Source organism: Actinophytocola sp., assembly GCF_035634895.1.
GTDB lineage: Bacteria > Actinomycetota > Actinomycetes > Mycobacteriales > Pseudonocardiaceae > Actinophytocola.
In genome coordinates this window covers 18,891-38,064 of record NZ_DASQCC010000089.1, presented here as the reverse complement: position 1 = coordinate 38,064, position 19,174 = coordinate 18,891, and the positions used below count along the sequence as shown (strand labels likewise).

At 69.5% G+C, this 19,174-nt stretch carries 12 protein-coding genes; 8 read left to right on the top strand and 4 right to left on the bottom strand.

Features of this window, described 5'->3' with window-relative positions:
* Positions 1-35: 35 nt before the first annotated feature.
* On the bottom strand, positions 36-701 hold the full coding sequence (locus VET29_RS12470) for a DUF2461 domain-containing protein (RefSeq protein WP_324919367.1): 666 nt from the start codon (positions 699-701) through the stop codon (positions 36-38).
* Positions 702-776: 75 nt separating this feature from the next.
* Positions 777-1,727 (bottom strand): peptidase, encoded by a 951-nt coding sequence (locus VET29_RS12465; protein WP_324919365.1) that lies wholly within the window; start codon positions 1,725-1,727, stop codon positions 777-779.
* 141 nt (positions 1,728-1,868) lie between these two features.
* On the opposite strand from VET29_RS12465, the gene VET29_RS12460 reads away from it, so the two are divergent.
* Positions 1,869-3,302 (top strand): aromatic amino acid ammonia-lyase, encoded by a 1,434-nt coding sequence (locus VET29_RS12460; RefSeq protein ID WP_324919363.1) that lies wholly within the window; start codon positions 1,869-1,871, stop codon positions 3,300-3,302.
* A 501-nt stretch (positions 3,303-3,803) separates the two neighbouring features.
* Here the strand turns inward: VET29_RS12460 and VET29_RS12455 are convergent.
* Positions 3,804-5,324 (bottom strand): glutamate synthase subunit beta, encoded by a 1,521-nt coding sequence (locus tag VET29_RS12455; protein ID WP_324919361.1) that lies wholly within the window; start codon positions 5,322-5,324, stop codon positions 3,804-3,806.
* Complete coding sequence (gltB, locus tag VET29_RS12450) at positions 5,317-9,882, bottom strand: glutamate synthase large subunit (RefSeq protein ID WP_324919359.1); 4,566 nt, start codon at positions 9,880-9,882, stop codon at positions 5,317-5,319. Before gltB ends, VET29_RS12455 begins: the two co-directional genes overlap by 8 nt.
* A gap of 384 nt (positions 9,883-10,266) precedes the next feature.
* Here gltB and VET29_RS12445 point away from each other — a divergent pair, with 384 nt between their 5' ends.
* From VET29_RS12445 to VET29_RS12415, 7 genes are all read left to right on the top strand, one after another.
* The gene (locus VET29_RS12445; protein ID WP_324919357.1) at positions 10,267-11,628 is read left to right on the top strand and encodes a carbohydrate-binding protein; all 1,362 of its coding nucleotides are present in this window, start codon (positions 10,267-10,269) and stop codon (positions 11,626-11,628) included.
* Positions 11,629-12,043: 415 nt separating this feature from the next.
* Positions 12,044-13,312: an ABC transporter substrate-binding protein gene (locus VET29_RS12440; protein ID WP_324919355.1), complete on the top strand. Its 1,269-nt coding sequence runs from the start codon at positions 12,044-12,046 to the stop codon at positions 13,310-13,312.
* 122 nt (positions 13,313-13,434) lie between these two features.
* On the top strand, positions 13,435-14,301 hold the full coding sequence (locus tag VET29_RS12435; RefSeq protein ID WP_414636488.1) for a carbohydrate ABC transporter permease: 867 nt from the start codon (positions 13,435-13,437) through the stop codon (positions 14,299-14,301).
* A gap of 1 nt (position 14,302) precedes the next feature.
* Positions 14,303-15,139: a carbohydrate ABC transporter permease gene (locus VET29_RS12430; protein ID WP_324919351.1), complete on the top strand. Its 837-nt coding sequence runs from the start codon at positions 14,303-14,305 to the stop codon at positions 15,137-15,139.
* Positions 15,136-16,527, top strand: coding sequence for a GH1 family beta-glucosidase (locus VET29_RS12425; RefSeq protein ID WP_324919349.1), 1,392 nt, complete (start codon positions 15,136-15,138; stop codon positions 16,525-16,527). Before VET29_RS12430 ends, VET29_RS12425 begins: the two co-directional genes overlap by 4 nt.
* Positions 16,524-17,522, top strand: coding sequence for a LacI family DNA-binding transcriptional regulator (locus tag VET29_RS12420; protein WP_324919347.1), 999 nt, complete (start codon positions 16,524-16,526; stop codon positions 17,520-17,522). Before VET29_RS12425 ends, VET29_RS12420 begins: the two co-directional genes overlap by 4 nt.
* Positions 17,523-17,782: 260 nt before the next feature.
* Entirely contained in the window at positions 17,783-18,733 is a 951-nt protein-coding gene (locus VET29_RS12415; RefSeq protein WP_324919345.1) for an ABC transporter substrate-binding protein, read from the top strand.
* The last annotated feature ends 441 nt before the right edge of the window (positions 18,734-19,174 follow it).

Genomic DNA, 19,174 nt, shown 5'->3' with positions numbered 1-19,174 from the left:
CACACGAAGACCGGAGAGGACCCGAAGACCACTCGCTAGCGGCGCGGGACCTCCGAGACGCCGACGTGGTCGCGGGCCCACTCGTTGATGGGGCGCAACGCGCGGAAGGCCTTCCTGACGCGGTCGAGGGTCTTCCGCTCGTGCAGTGCGTCGTCCGGTGGCCAGACGCGGGCCGCGTACAGCGACCTGTGCCGGAGCAGGTCGATCCTGGGGTGGTCGGCGTCGTAGCCACGCGGCCTGGTCCTGAGCCGTTCGCCCCTGATCTCCCAGCCGGCCCGTTCGAGCTTGGCGACGACGCCGTCGAGTGCCTTGCCGTGGAGGTCCTCCGCGACGGCCGTGCGGAAGCGGGCCAGCTGGTCGGACTCGAGGTGGAAGCAGCCGCCGCCGACCCGCAGCCCGGCCGGCCCGACCTCGACGTAGTACGCGCCGGCGCCGCGGCCCGGCTCGATCACGCCGCCGCAGTGCGTCTTGTAGGGCGTCTTGTCCTTGGCGAACCGGACATCGCGGTACGGGCGGAAGACGGTGACGCGGCTGGTGTCGTCGGCGAACTCGGGGGCCAGCTCGGCGAGCAGCGCCTCCATCGGAGCACGGACGTCCGACGCGTAGAGGTGCTTGTTGTCCTCCCAGTACGACTTCGAGTTGTCGGCCTCGAGGCCGTCGTAGAAGTCGATCGCGTGTTCGCCGAACCCTTCGAACGCCATGGACCGTGAGTATGAACGAGGGGGCGGCTCCGCCCAGCCGCCCCCTCGCCCGACGCGACGACCGTTGCCCGGGTCCTAGGCCGCCTGTGCCGCGTTGTAGAGGTTCTGCGCGTCCGTGCCGAAGTAGGGACCGAACATCCACGTCGGGATGAAGCTGATCTTGTAGCTGTTGACCGAGTTCTGCACGCCGGTGCCGGCGGCCTCGTTGAACTGCAGGAACCACGGGCCGCCGCTCGCGCCACCGGTCATGTCGCACGTCATGCCGATGCCGTCGGACAGGAACGCGTTGAACGTCGTACCGCTGCAGTAGACCATCTTCGTGCCGTCGTACGGGGACGCCGCCGGCCAGCCGAACGCGTACATGTTCTGGCCGCGTGCCTGGTTGAACGCGATGCCCTGGCCGCCGACGACGTCGGTGAGGCTCTGGCCGCTCAGCTGGTTGACGACCGCGGCGCCGACGTCGTAGTTGATGTCCTCCGACGCCACCCACTGCGGCGTGGCCATGGTCGCGCGTGCGGTCCACGTGCCGTACGGGGCGTTGCCGTTGTTGTAGCCGGGCACGAACGCCCAGTTGGTGTGGAAGGCGCCGTCCAGCTTCACGCAGTGGCCGGCGGTGATGACGACGCTCTTGTTTCCGCTGGTCACCGCGTTGCCGGAGCACGAGGCCTGGCGGCCCTGGTAGGTGAAGAACACGCGGCCCGCCGTGCTGACCACCTTGCCGCCGCCGGTCCACGCCGCGCCACCGGACGGGAAGGCCGCCGGTCGCACGCCGGGGACGACCTCGGGCAGACCCTTGAGCACGTCGTCCGTCAGCTTCGCCGGGTCCACGGCTGGCAGGTCGAGCGGGACCGCGTCACGCATCGCCTCGGGCGTCCAGCGCGCGGCGACCGCGGCGGCCTTCGCGGGGGTGTCCGCGGCGAGGTGGACCGTGACGCCCGGTGCCGACTGTGCCGCCGGCTGGACCAGGGCGACCGCGAGCCCGGCCGCCGCGAGCACGACGGCGGAACGCCAGAATCGCCTTTCCATGTGATCACCTAACCTTTCGCCCACTCGACCAAGTGGGCGTGCAGGGTGGATAGGTTGCGTTTTCGGACGCTACCGACAAGTCGGGCGGTCATTGACCCGCCATTCGGGGGTTCACATTCCCGATATGGCTACTCTGCCCACATGTTCACAGTGGACGGTCGGACGCTCCGCCTCGAGGACGTGCGGCTGGTGGCGGAGGAGGACGTGCGGGTCACGGTCGACGAGGCGGCCATGCGGCGCGCCGCGCAGGCGTGGGAGCTGGTCACCGAACTGTCGGCGCGGCGGGAGATCTACGGCCGCACGACCGGCGTCGGCGCGAACCGCGACCTGACGATCGACGAGGACTCCAGCCCCGAACACGGGCGGCGGCTGCTGCGCAGCCATGCCGGCGGCGCGGGCCCGCTGCTGTCGGCGGCGCATGTGCGCGCGATGATGCTGATCCGGCTGAACCAGCTGGCGGCGGGCGGTTCCGGTGTGCATCCCCGGCTGCTGACGGCACTCGCCCAGGTGCTGACGTCCGGTGCGCTCCCCCGCGTGCACGCGTTCGGCGCCATCGGCACCGGCGACCTGACCATGCTGGCCGAGACGGGGCTGACGCTGGCGGGCGAGCGGCCGTGGGCGACCGGTCACCTCGATCCCGTGGCGATGGACACGTCGGACGCGCTGGCGTTCATGAGCAGCAACGCCTCGACGCTGGCGGAGGCGGCGCTGGCATGCCTGTCGCTGGAACGGCTGCTGCGCGCGAGCCATGTGGTGACGGCGTTGTCGTACGTGGTGCTGGGCGGTTCCCCGGAGGCGTACGCGACGGCCGTGCACGCCGCGAAGCCGCACCCCGGGCAGGTGTGGTGCGCGGCGGAGATGCGGCGGCTGCTGGGGATGGTGACACCCCCGCCGGGGCGGCGGATCCAGGACCCGTACGGCCTGCGCGCGTTCCCGCAGGTCCAGGGACCGGCGGTGGATGCGTTGGCGTACCTGCGTTCCGTGCTGACCGTGGAGATCAACGCGAGCGCGGAGAACCCGATGGTGTCCCTGGCGGCCGGGGATGTCTTCCACAACGCGCACTTCCACACCGCGTACCTGGCCACGGCGCTGGACCAGGCCCGGGCGACGGTCCATCACGTGGCCGAACTGTCGGCAGCGCGGCTCGGTGACCTCGTGGAGCCGTCGTTCACGGACCTGCCGGCGTTCCTGGCGGACGGGCCGCCGGGAAGCTCCGGCGTGATGATCCTGGAGTACGTGACACACGACGCCCTGGCGACACTCCGACAGGCGGCCCTACCCGTGACACTCGGAACCGCGGTGGTCTCCCGCGGCGTCGAGGACCACGCGAGCTTCTCGACCCAGGCGGCCCGCCAGGCGGTGTCAGCCGCCGACGCCTACCGCCAGGTGCTGGCCTGCGAGCTGGTAGCAGCGGTCCGCGCCCTCCGCATGCGCCCAGCAGACCTGCTGGACATCCCCATCCGCGACGCCTTCGACCTCGCCGCCGCCACCCTCGACCCGTCAACCGCCGACCGCCCGTTCTCCGACGACCTGACCAAAGCAGCCGCCCTACTAGACACCCTCTCCGACATCTAACCCACCCCCTCGCGAGTCCCGCGTTCAAACACCGCGAGTCCCGCGTTCAAACACACCGAGTCCCGCGTTCGCACACACCGAGTTGCGGTTTCGTGCAGATCTTGTTGCGTACGAACGAATCCTTGGTGTGACTCCTCGGTGCGACGCACCGACCGTTGGTGTGTTGGTGTGCACGAAACCGCAACTCGCCATGTCTGAACGCGGGACTCGCTATGTGCGAACGCGGGACTCGCACACGAAGCGCAACCGGGGAGATCCTGACGACGCCGGGCGCAGAACTCGCCGTCCACGTCGCGGAGCTTGATCGGTTCGCCGCCGCGATGCCGGCCACCACTAACCGCGGCACGGCAGGGAGGCCGCGGATGGTGTTTTCCATCACCCGTCAGGAGGGCCGATACCCGACGTGCCCGGCCGGTGTCCCCCGGCCGATCGGCCGCGGCGGAGTTGGGTGCCGACGCGGCGTGAGGGTGAGGCCGGCACGTCGTTGGGCCGGCTCGGGGCTCAGACGACCGCGAGGGGCAGGGCCGTCGGGATCACCGGGGCGGGCAGGTCCGAATGACCGGTCAGGAAGGCGTCGACGGCGTTGGCCACCGAGCGGCCCTCCGCGATCGCCCACACCACGAGGGAAGCGCCGCGGTGCGCGTCGCCGCAGACGAAGACGCCGTCGGAGGTGGTCTGCCAGTCGGTGCCGCACGACAGGGTGCCGCGCGGGGTCAGTGACAGGTCCAGGCCATCCAGCAGCGGCATGTGTTCCACGCCTTCGAAGCCGATGGCAAGCAGGACCATGTCCGCCGGCAGCTCCTCGACGTGGTCGTTGACCGGCGAGACCTCGCGGCGACCCGTCGTCGGGTCGCGCCTGACCCGGACCTCGCGCAGCCGCACCGCGCGGACGTTTCCCTCGCCGTCGTCCACGAACTCGTCCACCGCGACGGCGAAGCGGCGTTCGCCCGCCTCCTCGTGCGCCGGGTACGTCCGCAGGATCCACGGCCACACCGGCCACGGCGACCGCGCGTCGTCCCGCACGGACGGCGGTTGCGGATACTGGTCCAGCTGCGTCACGGTCAGCGCGCCCTGGCGGGTCGCGGTGCCGTAACAGTCCGCGCCGGTGTCGCCGCCGCCGATCACGATCACGTGCTTGCCCGCGGCCGAGAGCGGGGACGGCCCGTCGCCCTCGCACTCCCGGTTCGCCGGCACCAGGTGGTCCATCGCCATGTGCACACCGGAAAGCGACCGGCCCGGGACGTCCTGTGCGTCGCGGCCACGCAGTGCGCCCACCGCCAGCACCACCGCGTCGAACCGCGACCGCAGCGTCTCCACCGACAGGTCACCGGGTTTCGAACCGCCGACCTCGCAGCCCGTCACGAACCGGGTGCCTTCCTGGCGCAGCTGCGCCAGGCGCCGGTCCAGGACCTTCTTCTCCATCTTGAACTCGGGAATCCCGTACCGCAGCAGGCCGCCCAGCCGGTCGTCCCGCTCGTACACGGTCACCTCATGGCCGGCGCGGGTCAGCTGCTGCGCTGCCGCGAGACCCGCCGGGCCCGAGCCGACGACCGCGACCTTCTTGCCGGACGACACCGAAGCCTGCCGCGGCCGGATGAGGTCCTTCTCCCACGACGCGGTGGCGATGGCCTCCTCGACGCGTTTGATCGCGACCGGGCCACCGGACACCGGGTTGATCGACAGCACACACGCCGCCTCGCACGGCGCCGGGCACAGCTTCCCGGTGAACTCGGGGAAGTTGTTCGTCGCATGTAGACGGTTGCTCGCCGCGGACCAGTCGTTGCCGCGGACCAGGTCGTTCCACTCCGGGATCAGGTTCCCGAGTGGACAGCCGGCGGATCCCGAGTGACAGAAGGGAATCCCGCAGTCCATGCACCGGGACGCCTGGGCGCGGACCTGCTTGTTCCGCTCGTCGGGGTCCTGGTCGACATACACCTCGTGCCAGTCCGCGAGCCGGTCCGGCTTGGGGCGCTTGGGCGCCTCCGCACGCGAGAACTTCAGGAAACCACCTGGGTCAGCCACGCGACGCCTCCATGACCGCCTCGTCGATGTCGCGTCCCTCGGCCGCGGCGAGCCGCATCGCCTCGAGCACGCGCTGGTAGTCGCGCGGCATGACCTTCGTGAAGGAGGCCGCGCGCCTCGTCCAGTCGCCGAGCAGCGACGCCGCTACCGCCGATCCGGTGTGCCTGTGGTGTGCCGTGACGGTCTCCCGCAACCATCGAAGGTCCTCCGTGGAGGGTCGTTGCAGGTCGACCATCGCCTTGTTGACCATCTTCTCGTTCAGGTCGAGCACGTACGCGATGCCGCCGGACATGCCGGCCGCGAGGTTGCGCCCGGTCGGCCCGAGCACCACCGCCCGGCCGCCCGTCATGTACTCGAACGCGTGATCGCCGACGCCCTCGGTCACCGCCACCGCGCCGGAGTTCCGCACGCAGAACCGTTCCCCGACCCGCCCACGCAGGAAGATCTCGCCGCCGGTCGCGCCGTACGCGATCACGTTGCCGCCGATCACCTGCTGCTCGGCCGCGAACCGCGAGTCCGGGTGCGGCCGCACGATGATCCGGCCACCGGACAGGCCCTTGCCAACGTAGTCGTTGGCGTCGCCGACCAGGTCCAGCGTGATGCCGGACGGCAGGAAGGCGCCGAGCGACTGGCCGGCCGAGCCGGTCAGCTCGATGTGGATCGTGTCGTCCGGCAGGCCCTCACCGCCGTAGCGCCTGGTCACCTCGGCGCCGAGCAGCGTGCCGACCGTGCGGTTCACGTTGCGGACCGGGATCTCCAGCCGCAGCGGGTGCGCGTCCTCGAGCGCCGCCTCGGCCAGCTGGATCAGCGTGCGGTCCAGCGCCTGGTCCAGACCGTGGTCCTGGCCACGCACGCGCCGCCGCGCGCTCGAGTACGTGGTGTCCGGCACCTCGAAGATCGGCGCCAGGTTGAGCCCGTTCGCCTTCCAGTGCTCGACGGCCCGGTCGACGTCCAGCAGCTCCGCGTGGCCGATCGCCTCGTCGAGCGTGCGGAAACCCAGCTCCGCCAGGAACTCCCGCACCTCCTCGGCGATGAAGTGGAAGAAGTTGACCACGTGGTCGGCCTGCCCGGTGTACCGCTCGCGCAGCACCGGGTTCTGCGTCGCGACGCCGACCGGACAGGTGTCCAGGTGGCACACCCGCATCATGACGCAGCCAGCCACGATCAGCGGCGCGGTCGCGAAGCCGTACTCCTCCGCACCGAGCAGGGCGGCGATGACGACGTCCCGGCCGGTCTTCATGGCGCCGTCGACCTGCACGGTGATCCGGTCGCGCAAACCGTTGAGCATCAACGTCTGCTGGGTCTCGGCGAGACCGACCTCCCACGGCGTGCCCGCGTGCTTGAGCGAGTTCAGCGGCGAGGCGCCGGTGCCGCCGTCGTGCCCGGAGATCAGCACGACGTCCGCGTGCGCCTTGGAGACCCCGGCCGCCACGGTCCCGACACCCAGCTCGCTCACCAACTTGACGTGAACCCGGGCGTCCTCGTTCGCGTTCTTGAGGTCGTGGATCAGTTGCGCGAGGTCCTCGATGGAGTAGATGTCGTGGTGCGGCGGCGGCGAGATGAGCCCCACACCCGCCGTCGAGTGCCGCGTGCGCGCGATCCACGGCCACACCTTGTTCGGCGGCAGCTGCCCGCCCTCGCCCGGCTTCGCGCCCTGCGCCATCTTGATCTGCAGGTCCGTCGCGTTCACCAGGTACTCGCTCGTGACGCCGAACCGGCCGCTCGCGATCTGCTTGATCGCCGAGCGCCGCTCCGGGTCGTACAGCCGGTCGGTGTCCTCGCCGCCCTCGCCGGTGTTGGACCGGCCACCGATGCGGTTCATCGCGATGGCAAGGGTTTCGTGCGCCTCGGCACTGATCGACCCGTACGACATGGCGCCGGTGTTGAACCGCCTGAGGATCGACTCGACGGGCTCGACCTCGTCCAGCGGGACCGGCTCGCGGCCCTCGGTGCGCAGGCGGAACAGCCCGCGCAGCACGCCACCCTCCCGGTTGAGCCGCTCGACCTCCTCGACGTAGCGGCGGTACACGTCCGCACGGCGAGTCTGTGTCGCGTGCTGCAACAGGAACACGGTCTCGGGGGTGAACAGGTGCAGCTCGCCCTCGCGGCGGTAGGCGTACTCGCCGCCGACCTCCAGGCGCCGGTGTACGCGGTCCGTCGGGTTCTCCGGGTACGCCTGGTGGTGGCGGGTCTCGACCTCCTTGGCGATCACGTCGAGGCCGACGCCGCCCAGCTTGCTGCTCGTGCCGGTGAAGTACTCGCCGAGCAGGTCGTTCGCCAGCCCGAACGCCTCGAAGACCTGCGCCGCCGTGTACGCGCCGACGGTCGAGATGCCCATCTTCGACATGATCTTCAGGACGCCCTTGACCAACGCCTGGACGTAGTTGCGGATCGCGCGCTGCGGCTCGATGCCGGTCAGCGTGCCGCGCCGGATCTGGTTCTCGATGGTCTCGAACGCCAGGTACGGGTTGACCGCCGCGGCTCCGTAACCGAGGAGCAGCGACACATGGTGCACCTCGCGCGCGTCGCCGGTCTCGACGACCAGCGCGACCTGCAGGCGCTCCTTGGTGCGCACCAGATGGTGGTGCACGGCGGAAACCAGGAGCAGCGAAGGGATCGGCGCCATCCGGTGGTCGGCGTCCCGGTCGGACAGCACGAGGATGCGCGCACCGGCCGCGATGGCCTCGGACGCCTCGCGCCGCACCCGCTCGACGGCCTCGCCGAGCGCGGCTCCCCCACCGTCCACTTCGTACAGTCCGGGGATCACGGTGCAGGCGTAGCCCGGCATGTCACCGTCGTCGTTGACGTGGATGAGCTTGGCCAGCTCGTCGTTGTCGATGACGGGGTAGGTCAGCTGGATGTGCCGGCAGGACGCGGGGCCCGGTTCGAGCAGGTTCTGCTCGGGCCCCATGATGCGTGCCACCGAGGTGACGATCTCCTCGCGGATCGCGTCCAGCGGCGGGTTCGTGACCTGCGCGAAGTTCTGCTTGAAGTAGTCGTAGAGCAGCCGGGACCGCTTGGACAGCGCCGCGGGCGGCGTGTCCGTGCCCATCGAGCCGATCGGCTCGGCGCCGTTCAACGCCATCGGCGCGAGCAGGATCTTCAGTTCTTCTTCCGTGTAGCCGAAGGAGAGCTGGCGACGCAGCACGGACTCACTGGTCTGCACCACGTGCTCGCGGTCGGGCAGGTTGGTGACCTTCAGCAGGCCGGCGTGCAGCCACTCCTCGTACGGGTGCTGCGCCGCGAGCTTCGACTTGACCGCGTCGTCGTCGACGATCCTGCCGGCCTTGGTGTCCACCAGGAACATGCGGCCGGGCTGCAGGCGGCCCTTCGCGACGACCTGGTCCGGTGGCACGTCCAGCACCCCGGTCTCGCTCGCCAGCACCACGCGGTCGTCGGCGGTCCGCCACCAGCGCGCCGGGCGCAGGCCGTTGCGGTCGAGCACGGCGCCGACGAGGGTGCCGTCGGAGAACGTGACGCTCGCCGGGCCGTCCCACGGCTCCATCAGCGACGCGTGGAACTTGTAGAACGCACGCCGCTTCGGGTCCATGGTGGCGTTGTTCTCCCACGCCTCCGGGATCATCATCAGCACCGCGTGCGGCAGGCTGCGACCGCCGAGGTGCAGCAGTTCGAGCACCTCGTCGAAGGAGGCGGAGTCCGAACCTTCCGAGTCGCAGATCGGGTACAGGCGGGTGAGGTCGCCCGGGATGAGATCACTCTGCAGCAACGCCTCGCGGGCCCGCATGCGGTTGCGGTTGCCGCGGATGGTGTTGATCTCGACGTTGTGCGCCACGAACCGGGACGGGTGCGCGAGCGGCCACGACGGGAAGGTGTTCGTGGAGAACCGGCTGTGCACCAGTGCGATGGCGCTCTCGAGCCGGGAGTCGGTGAGATCGGTGAAGAACACCGGCAGCTGCGCGGTGGTCAGCATCCCCTTGTACACCAGTGTCCGGGACGACAGTGACGGAAAATACACCCCGCAGCCGGCGGCGACGCTCTCGTGCTCGGCGCGCTTACGCAGGCAGAACGCCAGCCGGTCGAGCTCGACGCCGCCGGGACGGACGCCGTCCACGTCCGGCGGCGCGGCCACGAACGGCATCGCGAAGTGCGGCATCACCGAGAGCGCGGTCGGGCCGACGTCGGCCGCCTCTGGCGCGACCGGCACGTCGCGCCAGCCGAGGACTTCCAGGCCTTCTTCCTTGGCGACGCGCTCGACCAGCAGGACGGCTTTGGCCCGCTGGTCGAGGTCCTGGGGCAGGAACGCCATGCCCGCCGCGTACGTGTGCGCACCGTCCTGTGTGGCCGGTAGGTCGAACTCGACCTCGGCACGTAACAGCTCGTCGGGGAGTTGGAGGAGGATGCCGGCACCGTCGCCACTGGTCGGCTCCGCGCCCGCCGCACCGCGGTGCTCGAGGTTGGCCAGCGCCACCAGCGCGTCGGTCACGATGCCGTGTGACCTGCGGCCCTTGATGTCGGCGACCATTGCTACGCCACACGCGTCGCGCTCGGTGGTGGGATCATAAAGACCCTGTGCGGTGGGTATGGCGGAATAGATCACGCGTCGACCTCCCTCGTCGTCCTCGCGCTCAACTGTTCGCTGGGCGCGGGACGCCGGTGGCCCGCGTGTTGACGCGAGCTTAACAGTCCCGAAACCCAGGAGCCATGCGTCAATGGGCGGATTTCCGCGATCGATGTAACGGTTTGGATGATCCGCGCGATAAGGCGCCCTCGCCCTGGTGGGGCCGGTAGCGCCGGCTGCCTCGCCTGCCTCCAGCGTAACCGAAGGATCCTCAAAAGGAAGGACGACCAACCGTCACTTGCTGTTGACAAGGCCCCGTGAGAGCGCTTCCATGGCATCCACAATCATTTGCGGCCTTCGTGCAGGCACTCGGTACCCCTGCCCGAGCGTGACGAGGAGGTCACATCCATGCCCGCTACCCGCATGGCCAGAACACGGAGGCTCGCCGTCGGCGTGGCCACCGTGGCCCTGACCCTCGCTCCCCTCAGCTACACCGCACAGGCCTCCGTCCCGCCGCCCGACTCGGGCTGGACGCAGGTCTGGGCCGACGACTTCACCGGCAACGCCGGCGCACTGCCGTCGTCGTCGAACTGGATCTTCGACACCGGCCACAGCTATCCCGGCGGCGCCGGGAACTGGGGCACCGGCGAGATCCAGAACTACACCACCAACACGAACAACATCAGCCTCGACGGCGGCGGCAACCTGCGCATCACCCCGCTGCGGGACGGGTCCGGCAACTGGACCTCGGGCCGCATCGAGACCCAGCGCACCGACTTCGCCCCACCGTCGGGTGGGGTGCTGCGCATCGAGGGCCGCATCCAGATGCCGAACGTCACCGGCAACCAGGCGCTCGGCTACTGGCCGGCGTTCTGGGCGCTCGGCGCGCCCTACCGCGGCAACTACTGGAACTGGCCGGGCATCGGCGAGCTCGACGTAATGGAGAACGTCAACGGGATCAACCAGGTGTGGGGCACGCTCCACTGTGGAGTCGCCCCGGCCGGGCCGTGCAACGAGTACAACGGCCTCGGCGCCGTGCGCGCCTGCCCCGGCTCGTCGTGCCAGTCGGCGTTCCACACCTACCGGTTCGAGTGGGACCAGAGCGTCTCGCCCAACCAGCTGCGCTGGTACGTCGACGGGCAGCAGTTCCACAGTGTCAGCCAGAGCCAGCTGCCGGCGGACACATGGAGCCAGATGACCTCGCACGGCTACTTCATCCTGCTGAACGTCGCCATCGGCGGCTCGTTCCCGGACGGCGTCGCCGGCCGCACGACGCCGACGGCCGACACCGTCTCGGGCCGGCCGATGCTCGTGGACTACGTGGCGGCGTGGACACGCGGCGGCGGGGGCACCACTCCCCCGCCGGGCAACGGCGGCACGGCCTACCGGCAGATCGAGGCGGAGAGCTACAACGCGCAGTCCGGCACGCAGGTCGGCAGCGCGGCGAGCGCCGCGGGCGGGTCGTACCTCGGCTGGCTCGCGAACGGTGACTGGGCGCGTTACTCGGGCATCGACTTCAGCTCGAGCGCGGCGCGGCAGTTCACGGCCAGGGTGGCCTCCGGGGCCGCGAGCGGCGTGAGCGGGCTGGTCGAGGTCCGTCTGGACAGTCCGTCGAGCACACCGGTCGGCAGCTTCGCGGTCGGCAACACGGGCGGCTGGGAGAGCTGGCGGAACATCCCCGCCAACATCAGCGGCGTGACCGGCACCCACGACGTCTACGTGACGTTCACCAGCGGCCAGCCGGCCGACTTCGTCAACGTGGACTGGCTCACCTTCGGTCACTGAGCCCGATGCCCTGGAAGGCACGCCGAGTGTCCCCGACGTGCCTTCCAGGGTCCTGAAGCGGCGGTCCGCGGCAAACCCGTACAGGCCACGTGGAGCCCCGGACCGCTGACCCGCCGGTCCCTCGCGCGCCTTGTCCCTGCGCGGGGGACCGGCACATTTGTTGTCGACCGCAACATTCCGGTTACGAGACCTTGACGCACCCCGCCTTGACAGGCAATTCTTCGCACACCCATGAGAGCGCTCTCACGTATCGACCACAGCACTGGAGCGGAGCAACGGAGCTGACGCCGTCTGGACTGACGAGCACGGAGACCCGGCGAGGAACGAGCCCAGGGTCTCCGCGCACAGGAGGGAAGACGGCGCCTTGAGCGAAGGAGCGACGCGATCCAGTTCAACACAGTGGCCTGGAGGCCAAATGCGTAACTCACGGATCGTGGCGTCCATCGCCGCGACCGCCCTCGTGCTCACGGCGTGCGGCTCGGGCGACTCGGGCGACAGCGGTGTGACCACGCTGACGATCAACGTCTTCGGCGACAGCTTCTCCTTGAAGGACAACCGGACTCTCTACGACGAGTACGAGAAGTCCCACAAGAACGTCAAGATCGTCGAGAACAGAAGCGACTTCGGCACACACCACCAGAACCTGCAGGCGCGCCTGACCGCGGGCTCCGGCGCGGCGGACCTCGAGGTGATCGAGGTCGGCCAGGTGTCCGGCTTCATCGGCCAGACCGACAAGTTCGTGAACTTCAAGGACAAGGACGTCGACACGGCACAGTGGACGGACTCCACCGTGCAGCGGGCGTCCAGTCCGGACGGCAAGACGCTGATCGGCCTGCCGACCGACATCGGCGGCCTCGCCATGTGCTACCGCACCGACCTGTTCGCCCAGGCCGGTCTACCCACCAACCGGGACGAGGTGTCGGCGCTCTGGTCGTCGTGGGACGACTACGTGGACGTCGGCAGCCGGTTCGTCGGCAAGGTGCCCGGCGTCAAGTGGTTCGACGCGGGTGGGCACGTGTTCACCGGCGTCCTCGGCAACGAGAAGGAGACCTACTACAACGCCAAGGGCGACCTGATCGTCGAGAAGAACAAGGCCGTCAAGGACGCGTGGGACCTCACGGTCAAGGCGATCAAGGCCGGCCAGTCGGCCGCGCTGGCCGAGTTCTCCACCGAGTGGAACACCGGCTTCCAGAAGGGCCAGTTCGCGACGGTCACCTGCCCCGCGTGGATGATGGGCTACATCCAGGGCAACGCGCCCGACACCAAGGGCAAGTGGGACATCGCGAAGATCCCCGGCGGCTCCGGCAACTGGGGCGGCTCGTACGTCACCGTTCCCGCGCAGGGCAAGCACATCGACGCGGCCGTCGAGCTGGCGAAGTGGCTGACCACGCCGGAGCAGAACGTCAAGCTGTTCAAGACGATCGGCAACTTCCCGAGCCAGGAGTCCACCTGGTCGCAGCCCGAGGTCGCCGACTTCACCTCGGAGTTCTTCTCGAACGCGCCGGCGGGCAAGATCTACCCGGAGTCGCTGGAGAACGCGCCGGTGCAGGTCGTCGGCCCGCAGAGCGGCGTCATCGGCAACACGTTCGCCGGCGCGCTGAACAGCGTCGAGCAGGGCACCGATCCCGGCAAGGCCTGGGACTCGGCGATGTCGGACATCAAGTCCGCCGCGGGTGAAGGGTGACAGTCCATCTGGACCACCGTGGGGCGCCGGCTGAGGCAGACCGGCGTCCCGCGGGACCACCCGACCGCAGGCAGGCCTGGCGTTCGCGGCTCTACCGCTGGGACCTCAAGGGCTCGCCGTACCTGTACGTCTTCCCGTTCTTCGGGTTGTTCGCGGTGTTCGGCCTGTTCCCGTTGGTGTACACAGCGATCATCTCCACGACCGCGTGGAGCCCCCGCAAGCCCGGCAGCGAGGACGTCTCGGTCGGCCTGGACAACTACGGGAAGCTGTTCGCCGACCCGAACTTCCACAACGCGCTGGTCAACACGTTCGGCATCGGGATCGTGTCGACCGTGCCGCAGCTGTTGCTGGCACTGGGCATCGCGCACCTGCTGAACTACAAGCTGCGTGGGCGGCTGTTCCTGCGGATGGGCGTGCTGCTCCCGTACATCACGTCCGTGGCCGCGGTCGCGCTGATCTTCAACCAGATCTTCGCCCGCGACTACGGGCTGCTGAACTGGTTCCTCCAGCCGTTCATGGACAACCCGCTCGACTGGCGGGCCGAGAAGTGGGCGTCGTGGCTCGCGGTGTCGGCCATGGTGACCTGGCACTGGACCGGCTACAACGCGCTGATCTACCTGGCCGCGATGCAGACGATTCCCTACGAGCTGTACGAGTCCGCGTCCATCGACGGCGCGACCAGGTGGCAGCAGTTCTGGCACATCACGATTCCCAGCCTGCGCCCGACGATCATCTTCACGGTCATCGTGTCGACGATCGGCGCGCTGCAGCTGTTCGCCGAGCCGTTCCTCTTCGATGTGACCAGGAACAACAACGGCGGCTCCGAACGGCAGTTCCAGACCGTGGTCCTCTACCTGTACCAGCAGTTCTGGACCAACGGCCGGTACGGCTACGGCGCCGCGATCGCGTGGACGCTCTTCATCGTCACGGTGGTGATCGCGCTGGTGAACTTCCTGCTGGTACGACGGATCCGATCGGCGGACGACTGACATGGCCCGGCGCGGAGCACCCGACCAGGGCCGCTGGGGCACCTACGGCATCCTGTTCGCGATCATCCTCTTCTCGATCTTCCCGCTGTACTGGTCGATCGTGGTGTCCTCGCGGGACCAGTCCGCGATCGGCAGCTACCCCCCGCCGCTGGTGCCCGGCGGTTCGTTGTGGGACAACCTGTCCGCGGCGTGGGAGCAGGGCAACTTCGGGCTGGCGCTGGTGAACTCGGTGATCGTGGCCGGCACCATCACGGTGGCGGTCGTGTTCACGTCCACGCTCGCGGGTTTCGCGTTCGCCAAGCTGACCTTCCGCGGCCGCAACGGGTTGTTCACCGCGGTGGTCGCCACGATGCTGGTGCCGACGCAGCTCGCGATCATCCCGCTGTACATCATGGTGACACAGTGGTTCGGCTGGGCGAACGACCTGCGCGGCGTGATCGTGCCGGCGCTGGTGAGCGCGTTCGGCGTGTTCTTCATGCGCCAGTACCTGTTCTCGGCCATGCCGACCGAGCTGCTCGAGGCCGGCCGCGTCGACGGCGCGTCGACGTTGCGGATCTACTGGAACGTGGTGCTGCCCATCGCGCGGCCCGGCGCGGCGGTGCTGGGGCTACTCACGTTCATCACCTACTGGAACGACCTGTTCTGGCCACTGATCCTGCTCAACACGCAGAACCCGACGGTTCAGGTGGCGATCGCCAACACGGCGAGCGGCATCGAGGTCGACTACTCGCTCGTGCTGGCGGGCACGGTGATCGCGACCTTCCCCATGCTGATCGTGTTCCTGTTGCTGGGCAGGCAGATCATCGGAGGGATCATGCAGGGGGCGGTGAAGGGGTGAACGCGGCTCGCGGAGTGAACGACCAGGGGCCGCGGTTCCCCGAGGACTTCGTGTGGGGTGCCGCGACGGCGGCGTACCAGGTCGAGGGCTCGCCGGACGCGGACGGGCGCGGACCATCCATCTGGGACACCTTCGCGCACACGCCGGGCCGGATCACCAACGGCGACACGGGTGACGTGGCGGCCGACCACTACCGGCTGTTCCGGGACGACGTCGCGCTGATGGCCGACCTGGGCCTGTCCGCGTACCGGTTCTCGGTGTCGTGGCCGCGGATCCAGCCGGGCGGCAAAGGGCCCGCCAACCCGGCGGGTCTCGACCACTACGAGCGCCTGGTCGACGAGCTGCTGGCGCGGGGCATCACCCCGATGCTCACGCTCTACCACTGGGACCTGCCGCAGGAGCTCGAGGACTCCGGCGGGTGGGGAGCGCGGGACACCGCGGTTCGGTTCGCGGAGTACGCCGAGCTGGTCGGGGCCCGCCTCGGCGACCGGGTTCCGCTGTGGACCACGCTGAACGAGCCCTGGTGTGCCGCCTTCCTCGGGTACGCGTCCGGCGAACACGCGCCGGGCCGCACGGATCCGGCGCTGGCGCTGCGGGCCGCCCACCACCTGATGCTGGCACACGGGCTGGCCACACAGGCGCTGCGCGCGGTGCTGCCGCCCTCGGGCCAGGTCTCGGTCACGCTGAACCTGGCCGCGGTGCTGCCGGCGGCCACGTCGTCGGCGGCGACGAACGCGGTGCGGCGGATCGACGGCCTCGCCAACCGGCTGTTCCTGGACCCGCTGTTCGTCGGCCACTACCCGGTGGACGTCCAGCAGGACACGGCCCGGCTGACCGACTGGTCGTTCGTGCGGCCCGAGGACCTGGACGTCATCTCGACGCCGATCGACCTGCTGGGCATCAACTACTACTCGCCAACGCTGGTGGACGTCGGCCCCGCCATCGAGGGCCCGTCACCGTGGCCGGCGTGTGAGAATGTCCGGTTCGTCCAGCCACCGAACGCCCGCACGACCGCGATGGGCTGGGCCATCGACGCCCAGGGCCTGCGCAACGTCGTGCACCGCGTGCACGAGCAGTACCACCCGCTGCCTCTGATGATCACCGAGAACGGCGCCGCGTTCGAGGACGAGCTGGGGGTGGACGGCGTCCGGGACGACGAGCGGATCGCGTACCTGCGTGATCACCTGGAAGTAGTACACGAGGCGATCACCGCGGGAATCGACCTTCGGGGATACTTCGTGTGGTCGCTGCTGGACAACTTCGAGTGGGCCTACGGCTACGCGAAGCGGTTCGGCATCGTCCACGTGGACTACGCGACGCAGGCTCGGGTGTGGAAGGACAGCGCACACTGGTATCGCGACGTGATTCGACGGAACGGGTTGGAATGAAGCCGACACTGGACACGGTCGCCGCGGAAGCCGGAGTTTCCCGCGCGACCGTCTCCAGAGTCATCAACGGCTCACCGAGAGTGTCGCCTGAGGTCAAGACGGCGGTCGAGGCGGCGATCGCCGCGCTGGGGTACGTGCCCAACCGTGCGGCACGCAGCCTCGCCATGCGCCGCACGGACTCGATCGCCCTGGTCATGCGCGAGCCGGACGCGACGGTGCTGAACGACCCGTACCTGGGCAACATCATCATCGCGACGAGCCAGACGCTGATCGGCACGGGCGTGCAGCTCGTACTGGTGAACGCACAGAACACCGCGGAACACGCACAGCTGGCCGACTACGTCCGAAGTGGACACGTGGACGGCGTCCTGCTGGCGTCCATGCACGACGACGATCCCCTCCCCCGGCTGCTGCTGGACGCCGGCATCCCGACGGTGGTGGGCGGCCGCCCCGCCCGGTCGCTCCCCGGCATGTCCTATGTGGACTGCGACAACGAGGGCGGCGCCCAGCTGGCCGCGGAGCGGTTGCTCTCCGCCGGCCGCCGCCGCGTGGCGACCATCGCGGGCCCGCAGGACATGACGGCCGGCATGGACCGCCTGACCGGCTACCAGCACGCCCTGACGGAGGCCGGCCGGAAGGCGGACCGCGTGGCGTACGGCGACTTCACCCGCGAGTCGGGCCAGCAGGCGATGACCGAGCTGCTGGCAAGGTACCCCGACCTGGACGCGGTGTTCGCGGCGAACGACATGATGGCGGTCGGCGCGCTCCGGGTCCTGCGGGACGCGGGCCGCAGGGTGCCGGCGGATGTCTCGGTGGTCGGCTTCGACGACATCGAGATGGCCCGCCACACCGAGCCCCCGCTCACCACGGTTCACCAGCCGATCGTGGACCAGGCCCGCACGATGACCGAACTGTTGCTGACCCAGATCGGCGGCGATCCGGTCAAGGAGCCGGTGATCCTGCCGACGGAGCTGGTGGAACGCGAGTCGGTCTAGCGGGGCCCGTCGGTCTCGGGCTGCCGTTGCCGGCGCGCACGCGAGTGGTAGCGTCAGCCTGCTGGTCAACCCGCTGACCAGCGGCGCGATGGTGGTAGCGAAGTCCGGTGCGAGTCCGGCGCTGTCCCGCAACTGTCATAGCCAGGTCGCCTCCCCATCGCGTCGACGCCAACCGCCCCCGGTGCAGGGATGCGGCGTCCCCTGGGTTTCGGTACCCAGGGCCGCGCCACGTGCCGGGCCGACGAACTCGAGGAAGTCCGTTGTCCTTCACAACAAGGCGCCTCGCGGCCCTCACCATCGCCGGCGCGCTGCTCGCCGCCGGTTGCGCGGCCCGCGACCAGGCCTCCGGCAACTCAACACCCGACACGTTCGAGCCGCGCAGCCAGTCCTTCCCGGTCACGGTCACGCCGCCGACGGGCAAGCCGGTCACGATCGAGCGGCGGCCGACGCACATCGTGTCGCTGTCGGCCAGCAACACCGAGACGCTGTTCGCGGTCGGCGCGGGCAAGCAGGTCGTGGCCGTGGACGACCAGTCCGACTACCCGGCCGACGCGCCGAAGACCGACCTGTCCGGGCTCACCCCGAACGTCGAGGCCATCTCGAAGTACGACCCCGACCTGGTGGTGATCTCCGACAACGCCGACAACCTGGTCGAGTCGATGTCGGCCATCGGCGTCCCGGTCCTGGCGGTGCCGGCCCCGGCCACGCTCGACGACGTGTACTCCGGCATGGAGCTGATCGGGAAGGCGACCGGCCACTTCGACGAGGCCACGGACCTCGCGGACCAGACCCGCGCGGGCCTGGACAAGATCGTCGCCGACACCCCGAAGGCGGCCAAGCCGCTGACCTACTACCACGAGGTCGACCAGACGCTGTACAGCGCGACGTCCAAGACCTTCATCGGGCAGGTCTACAGCCTGTTCGGCCTGACGAACATCGCCGACCCGGCCGACAAGGACAAGGGCGGCTATCCACAGCTGTCGAACGAGGCCATCCTGCAGGCCAACCCGGACCTGATCTTCCTCGCGGACGCCCAGTGCTGCGCCCAGAACGCGACCACCGTCGCCGCCCGCCCGGGCTGGAACACCCTGGCGGCGGTCAAGAACGGCAACATCATCGCCCTGGACGACGACCTCGCCTCCCGCTGGGGACCACGCATCGTCGACCTGGCCCGCTCCATCGCCGACGCCGTCACGAAGGCCGGCAGCTGACCAGCCCCATTCGATCACCCGAACTCAGCACCGACGCGCCAGCACGATCCAGCCGGCCGACCTACGCGATCGACTGTGCCGCAGGCCCTCGACCCACACGCCCAACCAGCCTGACCTGCGAAAAAATCTATTCGAAGATCAACCCCAGAAGGGAGAGTAGGCAGCCCCCACCCGAACCCGGGGGCCACCCCGCTGACCATTCTACCGGCTGGGGGTGACACAGTCCGACAAAAGCCCAGGTCAGCGGGGGCTGTGGATAACTATCACCCGGTTGGGTCGAGCGAAAGGGACACTCATGCGCCGCAGCGAGTCAGCCCGCGCTGTCGACGCGTCCTCGGCTGGGCATGCGGGCGTGAATTCGGACGGGCATGCGGGCGAGAGTCCGGACAGGCGTTCGAACGGGCCGGGCGGGCGTTCGGGCGGGCGTTCGGGCGACGACGT